Source organism: Jeotgalicoccus sp. S0W5 (assembly GCF_011634875.1).
Lineage (GTDB): Bacteria > Bacillota > Bacilli > Staphylococcales > Salinicoccaceae > Jeotgalicoccus > Jeotgalicoccus marinus.
In genome coordinates this window covers 161,449-177,699 of sequence record NZ_SIRQ01000006.1, presented here as the reverse complement: position 1 = coordinate 177,699, position 16,251 = coordinate 161,449, and the positions used below count along the sequence as shown (strand labels likewise).

The following is a 16,251-nucleotide window of genomic DNA, read 5'->3' as shown; positions in this document are numbered from 1 at the left end:
GATTACACATCCTTCTTATTGAAGTGGATACTCGTTATGACGTAAGAAATTAAACCTAAAATTAATCCGAGACTGATATTTACTAGTGGATTAGGAACCTGCATAGTTGGCCAAGTCAGTGGTAACCAGTTGGGTAGTCGGTCGCTAAACATAACCAGTACTGCGAAAAATACACCAACGGAAAGCACAATGCCTTGGTTCTTAAAATTCAGTGCCAACCACAACTGTAAAATAGTGATTGGTAAGGCAGCTAAAAGTGGTGCAAATGCTAAGGTCAAAGCATAAAGTAAAGGGAAGTTACCTTCAAAGTTTAAAAGCTGACTCATGACAAACATGCCCACAAAAACCAGTACGGATGAAGTGAACAAGAGTGTCATCGTTACCATTAATTTGGCAAGGTATAAACGCCATTTACTAATGGGTAGGGATAGTAATTGTTTTAACGTGTTTTCAGCATGTTCTGTATTTGCTATTACTGAAGTAATTATCGATATGGCAAGCATCAAGACTGCAGGCATTAGACTCATGATGTAGGTGAACATAGCTGCATACAAATCGCCATCGTAATTGTCATAGATATAGTCATAGCGAATTAGGAAATTTGCTAATGGTACTGCCAATATCCCTAAAGACCCTAACAAGACAAGCATCCATACAGACTGTCGTTTCAACTTTGTGAACTCTAGAAAGACAAGCTTACTTAACATAGCGATCACCTTCTGACTCCTCAATAATTTTTAAGAAAATATCTTCTAAAGATGCGATAACAGGTTTTGCACCATATACTTTTACATCATGTTTGACCAGTGTGCTGATGATGTCACTAACTGCATCTTCATCCGTCGTTTTCACACGTAAATGTTCTTGATTTAAGTCAATTTCATAATTATTTTTGATCAGTGTCTCGGCTGTCTTTCTATTACTAACTTTAAACTCCGTTGTGGAATCTGCTAAAGTACGTAAGGCATGAATACGATCTTGATAGATTAATCTTCCTTTAGAAATAATGCCAACATAGTCTGCAACTTGGTCAATTTCACTGAGCAAGTGACTGGAAATTATTATCGTCTTGTTTTCTTTTTTAGCTAAATTTTGAATCAAGCTTCTAATTTCTTGAATACCAGAAGGATCTAAGCCGTTTGTCGGTTCATCCAGTATTAAAAGTTCAGGGTCACCTAACAAGGCAATGCCAATTCCTAAACGATGTTTCATTCCTAGTGAAAAATTTTTAACTCGCTTCTTGTTTGTGTGACTTAGACCTACTGTTTCTAAAACTTCTGTACTTCTCGCTTTATTCACTCCCAAAATCCTTCTAAAGACTTCTAGATTTTCGTAAGCTGTCAAATGGCCATAATAAGATGGATTTTCAACAAGTGATCCAACTTCTCTAAGAATATTTATTCTATTTGATTTTAGGTTCTTATCGAAAATAGAAATTTGACCAGAACTTGCTTTAGTTAAGCTCAGTAACATTTTAATGACTGTTGTTTTACCTGCGCCATTCGGACCTAAAAAGCCATATACTTGACCTTTAGGCACATTGAGATTAACGCTTTTAATCACCTGGTGTTTTCCAAAATACTTACTTAAGTCAGTTGTCTTTACGATTGTTTCCATTTCAATCACCTCATTTATTTGATACATTCATCTTAAAATTCCGAGGTTAATTGAAGTTTTGTTCAAGTTTAAGTTTAGTTTAAGAATTGATTCGAGCTATCTATATAAAGTGAATTCACTTTATAATGAACTAAAGAGGTGAGTCGATGATTTCAGTTTTATATGTTGAGGATAATGTAGAAATTGGTGAGTGGGTGGAACGAGAGTTAGTAGAGTCTGGCATGACAGTGACTTGGTTAAAGTCAGGAGATGAGGCAGTGAGTCTTGCTGAAAACCATGAGTTAGTGATATTAGATGTCATGCTACCGGGTATTGATGGCTTCACAGTTGGTCAACGTATAAAAAATAAATATGCCGATAAACCACTCATAATGTTAACAGCACTAGGTGCAGTAGAAGATAAAGTACAAGGGCTCGGTTTTGCTGATGATTATTTAACAAAGCCTTTTAGCATGGAAGAATTGATTGCAAGAATCAACATGTTGATGAGACGACAGGGGCAGGGTCAGAGGCAAAATGAAATGATTGAAATTGAGCATTTAAAAGTTTATCTAAATGAACATCAAGTTTTTGATGATAGAAATGACGAGGAAATTAGGCTGACAGCTAAGGAACTAAAAATCTTCTTCTTTCTATTAGAAAATAAAAACCAAATCCTCACCAAAGAACAAATCTATGAGGCTGTGTGGAATGAATCCTATATAGCTGGAGATAAGTCCATCAATGTCCATATTAGGCACCTAAGAGAAAAGATAGAAGATGATTCGAGTCAGCCAAAAATTATCGAAACGATACGCGGAATTGGATATCGGGTGAGATTATGAAAAAAACTAAAAGAAGACTCTTATATCAGTTTATTGTCCTAACTTTAATTGGAATAGTGATTTTACCATTCTCACTATATATATCAGTTGTGATTATACCTACAATATTTCCGAATTTCACAGAACTTAAGAGCCGTTATGTGATTACATTTTTATTGTTCTTTGGCATTTGTTTAATCTACTTAATCATATCTTTTTATTTCTTTATGAGAATAAGACGACGGATTGTTCACCTTCAAAAGTCAATGCAGTTAGAGAATGATCGTACAGAATTGGAACCTATAGAAATTAGCCAAGATGACGAAATTGGTGAATTAGAAGAAAGTTTCAATGAGATGGTACAGAAGTTAAATGAGAGTTACCAAAAAGAGCTAGATGAAGAGAAACTGAGAAGGACATTAATAGCGAATCTGTCACATGACTTAAAGACACCATTGACGGCTATGAGAGCACAGATGTCTTCGTTTGATCAAAATGAATATGCCAAAGAAGTTAGGACGATGAACAATAATATAGATGATATAAGTCATTTAATTGATAGTCTATTAGCTTTTTCATTACTCAGTGCCAACAAACACCCTTATGAAGAAGAAAACATTAACTTAAGTAGACATCTAAGGTCCTATATCGCCAACTGGTATCTAGTATTTGAAGAAGAAGGTTTTACGGTAGACGTAGATATCCAAAATGAAAATATTAAAATATCTACTGATATTAATATGATAAACCGTCTTTTAAATAACATCGTACAAAATGTTCTAAGGCATGCACATGACGGAAAATATATAAAATTTGAACTGAACAATCAGGCGATTATTATCTCCGATAAAGGCCGAGGATTGAGTGAAGATAGTAAAGGAAGTGGTGCAGGTATTGGCTTAAAAATTATGGACTTACTTGCTGAAAAACTAGGCTTCAACCTGAATTTTAAGGAAGACAGTGGCTTAGTTGTAACCATAAACTTCGACGAATAATTGATACAAAAAGACCATCCAAGAGGATGGTCTTTGTCATTCATCTTATAATTTCTTATCGTCAATTGAGTTAAGGTAGCTATGCACTTCATCAATAACTGACTCTAGTGAACCTTCTTCAAATGGTGATTTCAAGTTAGCGAGTTCTACAAGTGAATTGAACGGTAAGGAACCGCCGACTTTACATAGTGCAAGGTAGTCTTTCCAAGCATCTTCAAAGTCTTCTTTGGCACGTTTCCAGAACTGTAGGGCACATACTTGAGCAAGTGTGTAGTCAATATAGTAGAACGGGGCACCAAAGATGTGGCCTTGCTTATGCCAAAAGGCACCGGATTCTAGTGGTTCAATACCATCATAATCTGTTGATGGTAAATATTTAGCCTCAATTTTCTTCCATTCTTGACGTCTTTCTTCTGGTGTTAATTCTGGATTTTCATAGACGACATGCTGGAATTCATCCACTGCTACACCGTATGGTAAGAACGAAATAGAGTCTGCCATATGAGAGAACTTAAACTTATCCGTATCTTCTTTAAAGAACAGTTCCATCCATGGATAAGTGAAGAACTCCATAGACATAGAATGAATCTCTGCAGATTCTAATGTCGGGAATGAATATTCAGGTACTGTAATATTACGTGACATATATGTCTGGAATGCGTGTCCTGCTTCATGAGTTAGAACTTCAACATCACCTTGTGTACCATTAAAGTTAGAGAAGATAAAAGGCGCCTTATAGTCAGCGATCATCGTACAATAACCGCCGCCTTCTTTACCTTTCTTAGCTTCTACATCAAAGAGGTCGCGGTCTGTCATAAAGGTATAGAACTCATCTGTTTTAGGTGAGAGTGCTTTATACATCTCAGCACCATTGTTCATAATATCTTTAGTTTTCCCTTTAGGTGTTGCATTTCCTGTTAAGAATTCAAAGTTACTATCATAGCTCTTCAATGAATCAAGACCGATGCGTTGACGCTGACGTTCTTTAAGCTCTGTAACAATTGGAACGACATATTCTTCAACTTGCTTTCTAAATTTCTCAACCATTGTACGGTCATAGTCGATACGATTCATACGAATATATCCAAGTTCGACAAAGTCTTTATAACCTAAAGTCGTCGCGATTTCATGACGTGTTTTTACAAGTTGGTCATAAATATCATCAATCTCTTCTAAGTGCTCACCCATAAAGCCATTCACTGCTAAGGCAGCATCTTTTCTGACCTGGCGGTCAGGATTTTGAGTGTAGGGTGCAAATTCAGAAAAATTGAGCTTCTTACCATCGAAGTCGATTTCAGCTGATGCGAGTAACTTATCATATTGTGTGGATAATTTATTTTCTTTTTGAAGTAGTGACTTAACTGATGGATCAAAAGATTTTAAAGCATTGTCAGATAGTGCGAACAATTGTGCTCCAAATCTTTCTTCAAGTTCACTTCTAAATTTACTTTCAGTAATCGCTTTACGATATCGATTTTGAATCTCAGTAAATGACGGCTCATTTTCATCAAAGAAGGTACGTTCCTCATCGTAGAACTTATCCCTAGTATCGATAGAAGAACGGATAGATGCAAGTGTAGCCATCGTATCTAAATGATCAAATTCGACGTTTAACTTATCGATTACAGCAACTTGATCATCTACAGTTTCACTCGCGTCGAACTCCCCTAATAGTTCGTCTACTGTCGCTTCAAATTTTTCTAAATCAGGTCGTTCATATTTAAAATCTTTGAACTTTGTTACCATCCTTATATTCCCCCTTAAGTGTCTTGATGCCATTTTAGCACAAGCTTTAAAAAATCTACTATAAATAAGCGATCAAATCTTGCAATAAATAGGGTGAATATGGGTATTATAAAATAACGGTTTTTATCGTTAATTAAAAAGTATATTGAAAAGAGGCGCACATATGAAAAAGTATCTGATACCGATTGGTGTATTTGCAGCAGTTATTATTATTGTTTTAATTATGATTGTACCAAGGTACAACAGCTTAGTTAATTTAGATGAAGAGGTTAATGGAAAACAATCTCAGATCGAAACACAGCTCCAAAGACGTGGGGATTTAATTCCAAACCTAGTGAGCACAGTTCAAGGTTATGCTTCACATGAAGAAGAAGTATTTACTGATATTGCAGATGCTCGTTCTAGAATTGCAAGTTCTGAAGGTAATGTCGAAGAAATGGCTGAGGCAAATAATGAGATGACGAGTGCTTTGTCTCGTTTATTAGCAATTTCTGAGAACTATCCAGAACTACAGGCAAGTGAGCAATTTACAGGTCTAAGAGATGAGTTAGCAGGTGCGGAAAACAGAATTGCTGTCGCACGCCAAGATTACAACACAGCAGTTCAAGAGTACAATAGAAATACAAGAACCTTCCCAGGGAATATTATTGCTGGTATTTTTAACTTCGATGAAAAACCTTACTTCGAAGCGGATGATTCTGCACAGGATGCACCAGAGGTTGATTTTAATACGAACCAAGATGACGAAGACGGTGGCGAGTAATGCAAAAGCTTATTGCTTTTATTGGTGTCGTTTTGAGCTTTTTACTTATTACGACGCCAGCAGAAGCAAGAGTCGATTTACCGGCGCTTAATGAAAATCATTATTTTGTGCAGGATAATGCTGATGTACTCAGTCAATCTGCCATATCTGAAATCAATGACATGGGTACGCATTTAGAAGAAGGTACCGGTGCTGAGCTATTATTACTTACCATGGATTCAACAGGTCAAGAACACCGTCAAGACTTCGCATTACGTGCACTCAGAGAATATGGTGTAGGTAAAAGTGAAGAAGATAATGGGATTGTTATCTTCCTTAATCTTGATAATGACAATGAGTTTAATAATAGAGGTGTGGAAATTCAAGTTGGTTATGGCGTAGAGGGGTATCTAAACGACGCCAAGCTCGGACGAATTATAGATAACGTCGCATATGATGATCTTGTTGCGGGTGATTATGAGACAGCAATGACTAACCTATACACTGCGATTTACGAGGAGTCCTTAGAAGCATACGGCTATGAAGATGGGGAGTTTACAAGAGAACAACCAGCGTCTGATGAAGGTGAAGAAGAGCCTGACAGCTTCTTTGCTATTCTAATTAGACTCGCAATCTTTATGGTGATTTTATATGTAATCTACTCTATATTTAACGGCGGTTCCGGTGGTTCAGGAACTGGCGGCTCAGGTGGCCGTAGACGTCGTGGTCGTAACGGCCCGGTCATTTTCTTCCCACCCGGAGGTGGTTCATCAGGAGGCTCCGGCGGCTTTGGCGGCGGAGGTTTCGGTGGCTTCGGTGGAGGGTCCGGAGGCGGCGGTGGCGCTGGCCGAGGATTCTAAAAGATAAGCATGTAAAAACGCTCTGTAGCTAATACTACAGAGCGTTTTTAATTTTACATAAAGAATGTCGTTAGAATTGTATTGAGTTGGTCTTGGAGTTCAGCCGCCTGTTCTAAATAATCCCTAAAGACAGTTTGAATCAAGACAACGATACCGTTCATCAAGATATGCACGATGATTGGAACGAGTAATCGGCCACTCATGACATATAAGAAACTAAATACATATGACATAGAAAGATAGACAAGAATATGAGTGAAGTCAGCGTGAGCAACAGCAAATATTAAACCACTCACGAGACCTGCAATTAAGAAGGCAATGACTTTTTGAGTCCTTGAATTTGCTTTAAATAGTTCAAAAATCTCAGCAAATATTGCTCTTCTAAATACATACTCTTCTATAATCGGTCCAAATAATACGACGACGAGCACCATAAATGGTGAAGAGAAAATCATATCGACGATTTCCATCGTATTTTCACTTTCGACAGGGTTTCCGAGTATAGAAATATTGATTAAACTTGCGACAATTTGTGAAAGGTAGGCGAGTACAACCCCACCGATAATCCATACTGTTGTAAGTAATGGATCAGACTGTTTGCCAAGTTCAATACGATTTTTGTTCTTGTGAAGGTTACCGATAACGATAACAATGATTGCACCGAGTGCAAAGGTAATAATCTGATATGGAATCATTTTTTCGACCAGTTCATTTGGTCCAAGTGTCGGATCTAAAGCAGCAAAAACCAAACCGATAGGTAAGAGTGCAAATTGTACTGCCAAGAATGTTAAAATTATAAGTAGGCTATATAAGCGTCTCAAGATTAAACCTCCAATTTCGAATAGTTTTATCTTACATTAAAATGAAGTAAGTCAAAAGTATTTCAGTCTTTTTGCTTGCAATATTGACCAATTTTGATTAATATAAATTATGTTAGCACTCTGATATAAAGAGTGCCAGCTCATTGTTCTTTTATAATTAAGCAAGAATAATAAGGAGGCCATTTCCATGCTAAAACCAATTGGAAATCGTGTAATAGTAGATTTAACTCAAAAAGAAGAAAAAACAACTAGCGGTATTATTTTAACTGACTCGGCAAAAGAAAAACCTCAAGAAGGTGTTGTCGTTGCTGTTGGTACAGGCCGTGTATTAGAGAATGGAACGACTGTAGATATGCAAGTTAAAGAAGGCGACAGAGTCGTTTATCAGAAATTTGCTGGTTCAGAAGTTGAATATGGTGACAATACTTACCTAATTTTATCAGATTCAGAAATCTTAGCAGTTGTAGAATAATTAATAATTAACATATTATGAAATTTTGGAGGTATAATCATGGCTAAAGAACTTAAGTTTTCAGAAGGTGCACGTCAGTCAATGCTTGCTGGTGTGGACAAATTAGCGAATGCTGTAAAAGTGACGATGGGTCCTAAAGGACGTAACGTCGTTTTAGATAAACCATATGCTGCACCATTAATCACTAATGATGGTGTGACGATTGCAAAAGAAATTGAACTTGAAGACCGATATGAAAACATGGGTGCAAAACTTGTAGCAGAAGTTGCAAACCAGACAAATGAAATTGCTGGTGACGGTACAACAACTGCGACAGTACTTGCGCATGCGATGATTCAAGAAGGTCTTAAGAACGTAACAAGTGGTGCAAACCCAGTTGGTATACGTACAGGTATTGGTAGAGCGGTAGACCGTGCAGTAGAAGCACTTCAAGAAATTTCTAAACCTGTACAAGACAAAGAATCTATTTCTCAAGTTGGTTCAATCTCAGCAGATGATCCTGAAATTGGAGAGTATATCTCTGAAGCTATGGAGAAAGTCGGCAATGACGGTGTCATCACGATTGAAGAATCACGTGGCTTCAAAACTGAATTGGAAGTCGTTGAAGGTATGCAATTTGATCGTGGTTATTTATCTCCTTATATGGTGACGGATTCAGAGAAAATGTTAGCTGAACTGGATAACCCTTATATTTTAATCACTGATAAGAAGATTTCTAATATCCAAGACTTAGTGCCATTACTGGAACAAATCGTTCAATCTTCACGTCCAATTCTAATTATTGCTGACGACGTTGATGGCGATGCAATGACAAACTTAGTTTTAAACAAAATCCGCGGTACATTTAATGTGATCGCAGTTAAAGCACCTGGATTTGGTGACCGTCGTAAAGCGATGCTAGAAGACATTGCAGTATTAACAGGTGGTCAAGTGATCACTGATGAGTTAGGACTTGAACTTAAAGACGCAACTTTAGACTTACTAGGTAGTGCAAGTAAAGTTCACGTTACTAAAGATGATACGACAATCGTTGAAGGTTCAGGAGACAAAAATGTAATCGATGGACGCGTCGGTCAAATCAAAGCACAAATTGAAGAAACAACTTCAAGCTTCGATAAAGAAAAACTTCAGGAACGCCTTGCTAAATTAGCAGGTGGTGTTGCAGTGATCAAAGTTGGTGCGGCAACAGAAACTGAAATGAAAGAACGTAAACTACGTATCGAAGATGCCCTGAACTCAACACGTGCAGCTGTTGAAGAAGGTATCGTTGCAGGTGGTGGGACAGCACTAGCAGGTGTTCACAGTAAAGTCGCTGAATTAGAGGCAGAAGGTGACGAACAAACAGGTATCAATATTGTCCTTAAAGCATTAGAAGCGCCATTAAGACAAATTGTTGAAAATGCTGGACTAGAAGGTTCAGTGATTGTACAACAACTTAAAAACCAAGAACCTGGTGTTGGCTATAATGCTAAAACAAACGAATGGGTTAACATGGTAGAAACAGGTATCGTGGATCCTACTAAAGTAACGCGTTCTGCCTTACAAAATGCAGGGTCAGTCGCAGCAATGTTCTTAACAACAGAAGCTGTTGTTGCTGATATTCCAGAAGAAAACAGTAGCGGCGACATGAGTGGCATGGGCGGCGGCATGCCAGGTATGATGTAATAGATATAAATTTTGATTGAGGTATGTTCCTTTATAAGGGGCATACCTTTTTTATTTTTGATTTGGTGGTGGAAAGTCCATAAGTCATCAGGAAGGGCGTGTCGAATAGAAAAAAGAGGATGAAAATTCCATTGGACATGCCTAAAAGGCTGTCGAATAGACAAAAGAGGGTGAAAATTCTATTGGGCATGCCGAAAATACTAGCCAATAGACAAAAAACCCCTTGATCACATGTGATCAAGGGCTTCTCATTATTATTCTGGCAAGATTCTATCGCCAAACTTCTTAAATATGAAGGTTCCAATTAGCGTCATAATCAGTGTAGAAGCACCGACAGTCATGACACTGAACCAATATGGAATGCCAAGCACTAGGTAAAGTGCTAGAGCGACAATTAGTCCGGAAAGTATAGAATATTGTACGGCGTTGAGCCATACATTTTTAACGAAATATGAAATCGTGTACGCGATGATTCCGATTACTAAACCGACAGCAACATCTATAAGACCTAAGCTCGAAAAGGCATTAGCAATTGCTAAACCTAATAAAATACCTGGGATGTATTTGCGGTTAAAAAATGGAATGACACAGAGAATCTCACTGACTCTCAGTTGAATAGCACCAGTACCGATAGGGTTGATGACTGTGAGTGCAACATAAATTGCTGCTAAGACGGCATTTATTGCCATATCTCTTACGTTCATAATGGTAAATCTCCTTAGTTTTTTTGACAGGGAGTTTGCGAACCTGTGTATTATTTTTTGACTATAATCGTTTCTTTTCTTTCACCAGTTTGCTGACCTTTATAGAAAGTCCGCTCGATAAAAGTTATATTATCATCGTGATCAACAAGAATGACTGAAGAACATCTTGTACCATATTCAAAATCTGGAATATTGATGAATAATGGTGAGAGTTGTTTCTCTAATTCAAAGTCTACACCTGTTTGTTGGACTTGATCATCTGATGCTTCTCTAGTATTGCCGAGAAATGTAAACAATGCTTCGACATCAATATCATCATCGGTGAGTACTTTGTCCAGTTCGACTTTACCGATTAAAACTTTTGGCCATGGGCTATTAAGGAATTCATTGGACAGCCCATGGGTACCAGGTGTCACTTCACTGATATCGTACTGATAGTTGTTCATATAGTAGAGACGGTCAGTGTCTCCAACGAGTAGGTTATAGCCAGCATAATCTTCTTTTTTAGACTTTAATTGATTTAAATATTCTTCACCATTTTGGTTTGATAACAGATAATTAACAATCAATTCACCACGAGACTTGTCAGCAATCTTGGTCATTTCTTCGACATTACGAATATTAGTCAATGCTCCTATTTTACCTGATTTTGTGACCGCAAGCCAGGTCCCATTTGCTTTTAAATCCCGACCACCAAAAATATTTGGATGATCATCCCACCAAGCAATTTGTGAAGTTGGTCGTTCATAGGTCTCATCACGATTGGCTGCCATAATCATCTTATATTTAGGGTGTGCGCCAATATTAAAATTAATTAAACACATTAAACTCACTCCATGGATAGGTTCTAGGCGGCTGACAGCTAACCTCAATATATTCATCTTTTGTTGGGTGCTTCACTTTTAAGTAAGTTGAATATAAGGCTATCTGTCTTCCAGCTTCAGCATTTTTATTGTATTTTTGATCGCCAATTAATGGGTGGCCTGCATGGGACAATTGGACCCTAATTTGATGTGATCGACCTGTGTGTAGTTTGACTTTAACTAAAGATAAACCATCTACTGCCTCTTTGACTTCATAGTCCAATTTTGCCTCTTTGGTATTTTTGTGGTTTTTGTGTACAACTTTCGAAATATTTTTTGCCTGGTTTTTGAAGAGGTAATTCGTTAAGGTCCCTTTTTTCTGATTCAAAGTACCTTCAACTACCGCATGGTATTCACGTTCTAACTTATGCAAACGTACTTCATTTGATAGTCTGGATGCAGCTTTAGATGTTCTTGCAAACACAATCGCACCACCAACGGGACGGTCTAGACGGTGTACTAGACCTAAAAAAACATCTCCAGGCTTATTGTATTTTTCTTTTATATATGCTTTTAATAGAGTTAAGAGATCTTCATCTTCTGAAGAGTCCGCTTGAACAGGTATATTAACAGGCTTGTCGACAATCAACAGATGATTATCTTCATATAATACATTGATATTCACGAGTTTAAGCTCCTTAAAATTGGTAGTTTATATTATATCATGTTGGGGCGCCATTAATGAGTAAATGACTAAGATGAGGTGAATTATGAAAAAGCGTTACGTCTTGTACATCGTTTTGTTATTTATCGTGCTCATCCCCTTAGTAGTGATGACAGCTCGCCATTTTATGCCGGTTCCAAATGGTGTTTCCTATGAATCAGAAGTCTATCAAACTGATGATGTGAATTTTTTGTATGACATTACTTTGATGAATGCTGAAGGTGAGTCACAGTCCAAGCAACAAATTATTGATGAGATTTACCAGATGATTGATGAGGCAGAAGACTTCTTAGTTATAGATATGTTTTTATTCAATGATGATTATAATCATGAAACTTTAGATTTTCCTACATTGTCACAAGACTTAGCAAACAAACTAATTGAAAAAAAGAATAAAAATCCAGACTTAGAAATTGTTTTTATAACAGATCCGATCAATACATTTTATGGAACCTATACACCAGATCACCTGGCTGCTCTTGAAGAAGCGGGTATCAACCTTATCTATACTGATTTATCTAAGCTCAGAGACTCTAACTCGATTTATTCAGGGGTTTATCGTTCGTATTTACAGCATTTTGGGACCTCAAAAGAAGCTTGGCTGACCAATGTGCTTAGGCCCGATGGCCCTGAAGTTAATATTCGTTCATATATACAGATGTTGAACTTTAAAGCCAATCATAGAAAAGTTGTCATTAATGAGAAAGATGTATTGGTAACTTCCTTAAACCCACACGATGCGAGTGCACATCATTCAAATATTGCTTTAAAGACTAGTGGACCAATTATCGAAGAATTTCTAGATTCAGAAAGAGCTGTCGTGAACTTTAGCGGTGGAGATACACGAATCTTTAGTGATTTTAAAGATGGGCTTGAAGCTGAAGATGAGACTGGCGAATACAAAGTGAAATTCATGACAGAAGGTAAGATTAAAGAAAATATTTTGACTATGATAGATGAGGCTGATTCTGAAGATCATCTGAAGCTTGGGCTGTTTTATTTGTCAGACCGTGATGTTATTGAGGCGTTGAAATCAGCAGTCGACCGTGACGTGAATGTAAAGTTGATTTTGGATATAAATAAAGATGCCTTCGGTAATGAGAAGAACGGGGTGCCAAATAAACCCGTCGCAGATGAATTGATGTCCTATGAAAATCCACCAGAAATCCGTTGGTATAAATCGAGTGGAGAGCAATATCATTCGAAATTTATCATGTTAGAAGCAGAGGATGAAGTCATATTTAATGGTGGGTCAGCTAATTTTACGAGACGAAATTTAGACGATTATAACCTCGAGACGAATATGATGGTGACTGCACCAAAAGGTAGTGACTTTTCTTCCCATGTGACGACGTACTACGACACACTTTGGAATAATGACGGGGCAGAATACACTTTAGATTATGAAGAAGAGGCTGAAGATTCACTTGGTAAGACTATTTTATATAGAATACAAGAATTTTTCGGTCTATCGACATTTTGATTTATATTTAATGAGTACTTATCACCGAAAAGAGTAAAAATGGTGATAAGTGCCAAAAATAAAGGTGACTTATCACCGAAAAGAGTAAAAATGGTGATAAGTGTCAAAAATAAAGGTGACTTATTACCGAAAAGAGTAGAAATGGTGATAAGTGCTGTCAAAAACAGTAACATATCACCAGACCGAGCTGTTTTAAATTATTTTTGCACCTAAGGAATTCTTAAAGTGATCCAACGCAGCTTTATGTCCATCTTCATTAAAACTTTGAACAGCAGCTTCATGAATGACAATATCAAAGCCTTTGTTATAGGCATCAATAGCTGTGTGTAGAATACAAATATCTGTACACACACCAACAAGATGCAGTTCAGTAATTCCCCGAGCTTTCAAACGCAGCTCTACATCTGTACCAACAAAAGCGGAGTAGCGGGTTTTATCGGTATAGTAGACGTTATCCTTATCTTTGTTTTCCTGATACAGTACTTCTAGCTCCCCGTATAAGTCACGACCACTTGTACCAATGATATTGTGGGGTGGGAAAAGCTTGGTTTCTGGATGATAGGTATCATCTGCTTCATGCGCATCAATTGCAAAGATTATATAGTCACCATTGTCGATAAAATCCTTAGTAATTTTTACAAGCGCATCGTGTACATCTTGTGCGGGTTTACCGGCTGTGAGCTTCCCGTCATCTGCAACAAAGTCATAGGTGTAATCAATATTTAATAATCCTTTCATCAATGGATTCTCCTTTATAAAAAAGACAATGGTAGCTACCATTGTCTTTTTTTAATATTATTTTTTATTTACTGATGCATCGTAGATTGAATCGATTGCTTCAGCAAGTTTCGCATCAAATTCTTCATCTGATTGGTCCGCACGTAAATCACTAGAAAGTGCACGTGAGAAGCTGGCAATCACACCGTGGTTTTCTTTTAGTAATTCGTTTGCTTCGTCACGACTATATCCACCAGATAAGGCAACAACACGAATCACATTAGGGTGATCAACTAATGCTTTGTACTGATCCGCAACTGTTGGGATTGTCAATTTCAACATCACTAACTCATCTTCAGCAAGTGTGTCTAATTGTTGTAAGATTTCTCTGTTTAAGATTTCTTCGATCTCTTTTTTGTCTTCAGCATGAATGTTAACTTCAGGCTCAATGATTGGCACTAAGCCAGCAGCAATAATTTGTTTACCCACTTCAAACTGCTGGTCAACAATTGACTTAATGCCTGCTTCATTTGCTGAAAGGATGTTAGAGCGCATTTTTGTACCGAAGATGTTACGGTCATTTGCACGCGCTAGTAAATCTTCAAGGTCCGGCATAGGTTTCATTAACTGTACGCCATTCTTTTCGTCAGCTAAGCCCTTGTCGACTTTTAAGAAAGGTACAACACCTTTGTTTGCTAAATAATTTCCTGTGTATTCACCTTCAACTTCACGGTCTATTGTCTGTTCGAAAAGGATCGCACCTAGAACTTTATCAGAAGTAAATGAAGGTGAAGTGACAATACGTGTACGCATTTCATGTACAAGGTCGAACATTTCATTTTCATTAGAGTACTGGCTTTCATCGACACCATAAGCTTTTAATGCTTTAGGTGTACTTCCGCCACTTTGGTCTAAGGCAGCTATAAAGCCGTTTCCTTGTTTTACTTTATCAAGCTGTTCTTGATTCATTAAATATCACTCCTTTAAAAGTTTTACACTCCTTTATAGTATGCTAAAAAAAGCGCTTAACTGCAAGTTCAAATCTTTAACCTTTAAGCAAATTTCAGTTAGGATGAAAGTAGCATTAATGATTCACACAAAACTTAGGAGGTACACTCATGGCAGAATTCGTTTCATTAGGTAAATCAGAAGTTGCTGTACACCCAATTGCACTTGGGACAAACTTTGTAGGTGGACATAACCTATACAAAGATGTTGATGAAGAAGCGGGGAAAAATACAGTTAGAGAAGCAATTGATGCAGGCGTAACTATGTTAGACACCGCTTTTATATATGGCCCTAAGCGTTCTGAGGAACTAATTGGTGAAGTATTAAAAGAATATAATCGTGAAGATATTGTTGTTGCGACTAAAGCAGCACAGAACTATGATGACAACGGAGAAATGTTTGTTGATAATTCACCAGAATTTTTTCGTCAAGCCGTAGATGAAGCGCTAGAAAGATTAGACACTGATTATATAGATTTATTTTATATTCACAATCCTGACGATAAAACACCGAAAAATGAGGCAGTCTCAGCCTTACAAGAATTAAAAGAACAAGGAAGAATTAAGGCGATTGGTGTCTCAAATTTTTCTTTAGAACAACTTAAAGAAGCGAACCAAGATGGTTATGTAGACGTCATTCAAAATGAATATAATCTCTTTAATAGAGAAGCAGAGGATGGAATTTTACAATATACTGCAGATAACAACATTACCTTCATTCCTTTCTTCCCCTTAGCTGCAGGCTTGTTAGCAGGGAAGTATGATGAAAATACAAAATTTGATGACTTAAGAGCCAACCTTCCGTTCTACCAGGAAGATACGTTTAAGGAGAACTTGGCTAAAGTTGATCAATTAAAATCCTTAGCAGAAAAATACGGTGAAGATGTTGCACAGATTGTACTTGCATTTTACTTCACTAGACCATCATTAGATGTGATTATTCCTGGTGCTAAAAAAGGTGAACAAATTAAAGCAAACATGAGAGCGGCAGAAATTGACTTAGATCCAGAAGATGTTGAATTTATAGATGAATTGTTTAGTAAATAGCTTGGTTGCTAGTCTATTATAAAAAGCGCACTTCGTTTCCTGGGG

Annotated in this window: 17 protein-coding genes and 1 riboswitch; of the genes, 8 read left to right on the top strand and 9 right to left on the bottom strand. The window is 37.2% G+C overall.

Features of this window, described 5'->3' with window-relative positions; genetic code table 11:
• Window positions 1–2: 2 nt before the first annotated feature.
• Together EYB29_RS09055 and EYB29_RS09050 are read right to left on the bottom strand one after the other, a co-directional pair.
• Entirely contained in the window at window positions 3–707 is a 705-nt protein-coding gene (locus EYB29_RS09055; RefSeq protein WP_166627091.1) for an ABC transporter permease, read from the bottom strand.
• Window positions 697–1,617 (bottom strand): ABC transporter ATP-binding protein, encoded by a 921-nt coding sequence (locus EYB29_RS09050; RefSeq protein ID WP_166627090.1) that lies wholly within the window; start codon window positions 1,615–1,617, stop codon window positions 697–699. Before EYB29_RS09050 ends, EYB29_RS09055 begins: the two co-directional genes overlap by 11 nt.
• 146 nt (window positions 1,618–1,763) lie before the next feature.
• Here EYB29_RS09050 and EYB29_RS09045 point away from each other — a divergent pair, with 146 nt between their 5' ends.
• Together EYB29_RS09045 and EYB29_RS09040 are read left to right on the top strand one after the other, a co-directional pair.
• Window positions 1,764–2,441, top strand: coding sequence for a response regulator transcription factor (locus tag EYB29_RS09045; RefSeq protein WP_166627089.1), 678 nt, complete (start codon window positions 1,764–1,766; stop codon window positions 2,439–2,441).
• Window positions 2,438–3,415 carry a sensor histidine kinase gene (locus tag EYB29_RS09040; protein WP_166627088.1) on the top strand — a complete coding sequence of 326 codons (978 nt, stop codon included), beginning with the start codon at window positions 2,438–2,440 and terminating at the stop codon, window positions 3,413–3,415. The genes EYB29_RS09045 and EYB29_RS09040 overlap by 4 nt, the downstream gene beginning before the upstream one ends.
• Before the next feature lie 45 nt (window positions 3,416–3,460).
• Here EYB29_RS09040 and EYB29_RS09035 read toward each other — a convergent pair whose 3' ends face one another.
• Window positions 3,461–5,161, bottom strand: a complete 1,701-nt coding sequence (locus tag EYB29_RS09035) for a M3 family oligoendopeptidase (RefSeq protein ID WP_166627087.1) — start codon at window positions 5,159–5,161, stop codon at window positions 3,461–3,463.
• 163 nt (window positions 5,162–5,324) lie between these two features.
• On the opposite strand from EYB29_RS09035, the gene EYB29_RS09030 reads away from it, so the two are divergent.
• Both EYB29_RS09030 and EYB29_RS11660 read left to right on the top strand, forming a co-directional pair.
• Complete coding sequence (locus EYB29_RS09030) at window positions 5,325–5,924, top strand: LemA family protein (protein WP_026866725.1); 600 nt, start codon at window positions 5,325–5,327, stop codon at window positions 5,922–5,924.
• Complete coding sequence (locus EYB29_RS11660; RefSeq protein WP_026866726.1) at window positions 5,924–6,763, top strand: TPM domain-containing protein; 840 nt, start codon at window positions 5,924–5,926, stop codon at window positions 6,761–6,763. Before EYB29_RS09030 ends, EYB29_RS11660 begins: the two co-directional genes overlap by 1 nt.
• Before the next feature lie 53 nt (window positions 6,764–6,816).
• Here the strand turns inward: EYB29_RS11660 and EYB29_RS09020 are convergent, their stop codons facing one another.
• Window positions 6,817–7,584 carry a CPBP family intramembrane glutamic endopeptidase gene (locus tag EYB29_RS09020; RefSeq protein ID WP_026866727.1) on the bottom strand — a complete coding sequence of 256 codons (768 nt, stop codon included), beginning with the start codon at window positions 7,582–7,584 and terminating at the stop codon, window positions 6,817–6,819.
• Between the two features lie 187 nt (window positions 7,585–7,771).
• Between EYB29_RS09020 and groES the strand changes: the two genes are divergently transcribed.
• Complete coding sequence (groES, locus tag EYB29_RS09015; RefSeq protein WP_026866728.1) at window positions 7,772–8,056, top strand: co-chaperone GroES; 285 nt, start codon at window positions 7,772–7,774, stop codon at window positions 8,054–8,056.
• 39 nt (window positions 8,057–8,095) lie between these two features.
• Entirely contained in the window at window positions 8,096–9,721 is a 1,626-nt protein-coding gene (gene groL / locus EYB29_RS09010) for a chaperonin GroEL (protein WP_166627086.1), read from the top strand.
• Window positions 9,722–9,975: 254 nt separating this feature from the next.
• Here groL and EYB29_RS09005 read toward each other — a convergent pair whose 3' ends face one another.
• The 3 genes from EYB29_RS09005 to EYB29_RS08995 form a co-directional block, all read right to left on the bottom strand.
• On the bottom strand, window positions 9,976–10,425 hold the full coding sequence (locus tag EYB29_RS09005; protein WP_026866730.1) for a QueT transporter family protein: 450 nt from the start codon (window positions 10,423–10,425) through the stop codon (window positions 9,976–9,978).
• A gap of 8 nt (window positions 10,426–10,433) precedes the next feature.
• A riboswitch (PreQ1 riboswitch) is annotated at window positions 10,434–10,477 on the bottom strand.
• Complete coding sequence (locus EYB29_RS09000) at window positions 10,476–11,249, bottom strand: NRDE family protein (RefSeq protein ID WP_166627085.1); 774 nt, start codon at window positions 11,247–11,249, stop codon at window positions 10,476–10,478. (Overlaps the previous riboswitch by 2 nt.)
• Complete coding sequence (locus tag EYB29_RS08995; RefSeq protein ID WP_026866732.1) at window positions 11,236–11,913, bottom strand: RluA family pseudouridine synthase; 678 nt, start codon at window positions 11,911–11,913, stop codon at window positions 11,236–11,238. The genes EYB29_RS09000 and EYB29_RS08995 overlap by 14 nt, the downstream gene beginning before the upstream one ends.
• Before the next feature lie 85 nt (window positions 11,914–11,998).
• Here EYB29_RS08995 and EYB29_RS08990 point away from each other — a divergent pair, with 85 nt between their 5' ends.
• A complete protein-coding gene (locus EYB29_RS08990) occupies window positions 11,999–13,435 on the top strand; it encodes a phospholipase D family protein (RefSeq protein ID WP_166627084.1) in 1,437 nt (478 codons plus the stop codon).
• 192 nt (window positions 13,436–13,627) lie between these two features.
• On the opposite strand, the gene EYB29_RS08985 is transcribed toward EYB29_RS08990, so the two are convergent.
• Both EYB29_RS08985 and EYB29_RS08980 read right to left on the bottom strand, forming a co-directional pair.
• Window positions 13,628–14,176 carry a cysteine hydrolase family protein gene (locus EYB29_RS08985; RefSeq protein ID WP_026866735.1) on the bottom strand — a complete coding sequence of 183 codons (549 nt, stop codon included), beginning with the start codon at window positions 14,174–14,176 and terminating at the stop codon, window positions 13,628–13,630.
• Window positions 14,177–14,230: 54 nt separating this feature from the next.
• Window positions 14,231–15,121 (bottom strand): fructose bisphosphate aldolase, encoded by an 891-nt coding sequence (locus tag EYB29_RS08980; RefSeq protein WP_166627083.1) that lies wholly within the window; start codon window positions 15,119–15,121, stop codon window positions 14,231–14,233.
• 149 nt (window positions 15,122–15,270) lie between these two features.
• On the opposite strand from EYB29_RS08980, the gene EYB29_RS08975 reads away from it, so the two are divergent.
• Window positions 15,271–16,206: an aldo/keto reductase gene (locus EYB29_RS08975; RefSeq protein WP_166627082.1), complete on the top strand. Its 936-nt coding sequence runs from the start codon at window positions 15,271–15,273 to the stop codon at window positions 16,204–16,206.
• Window positions 16,207–16,251: the final 45 nt, after the last annotated feature.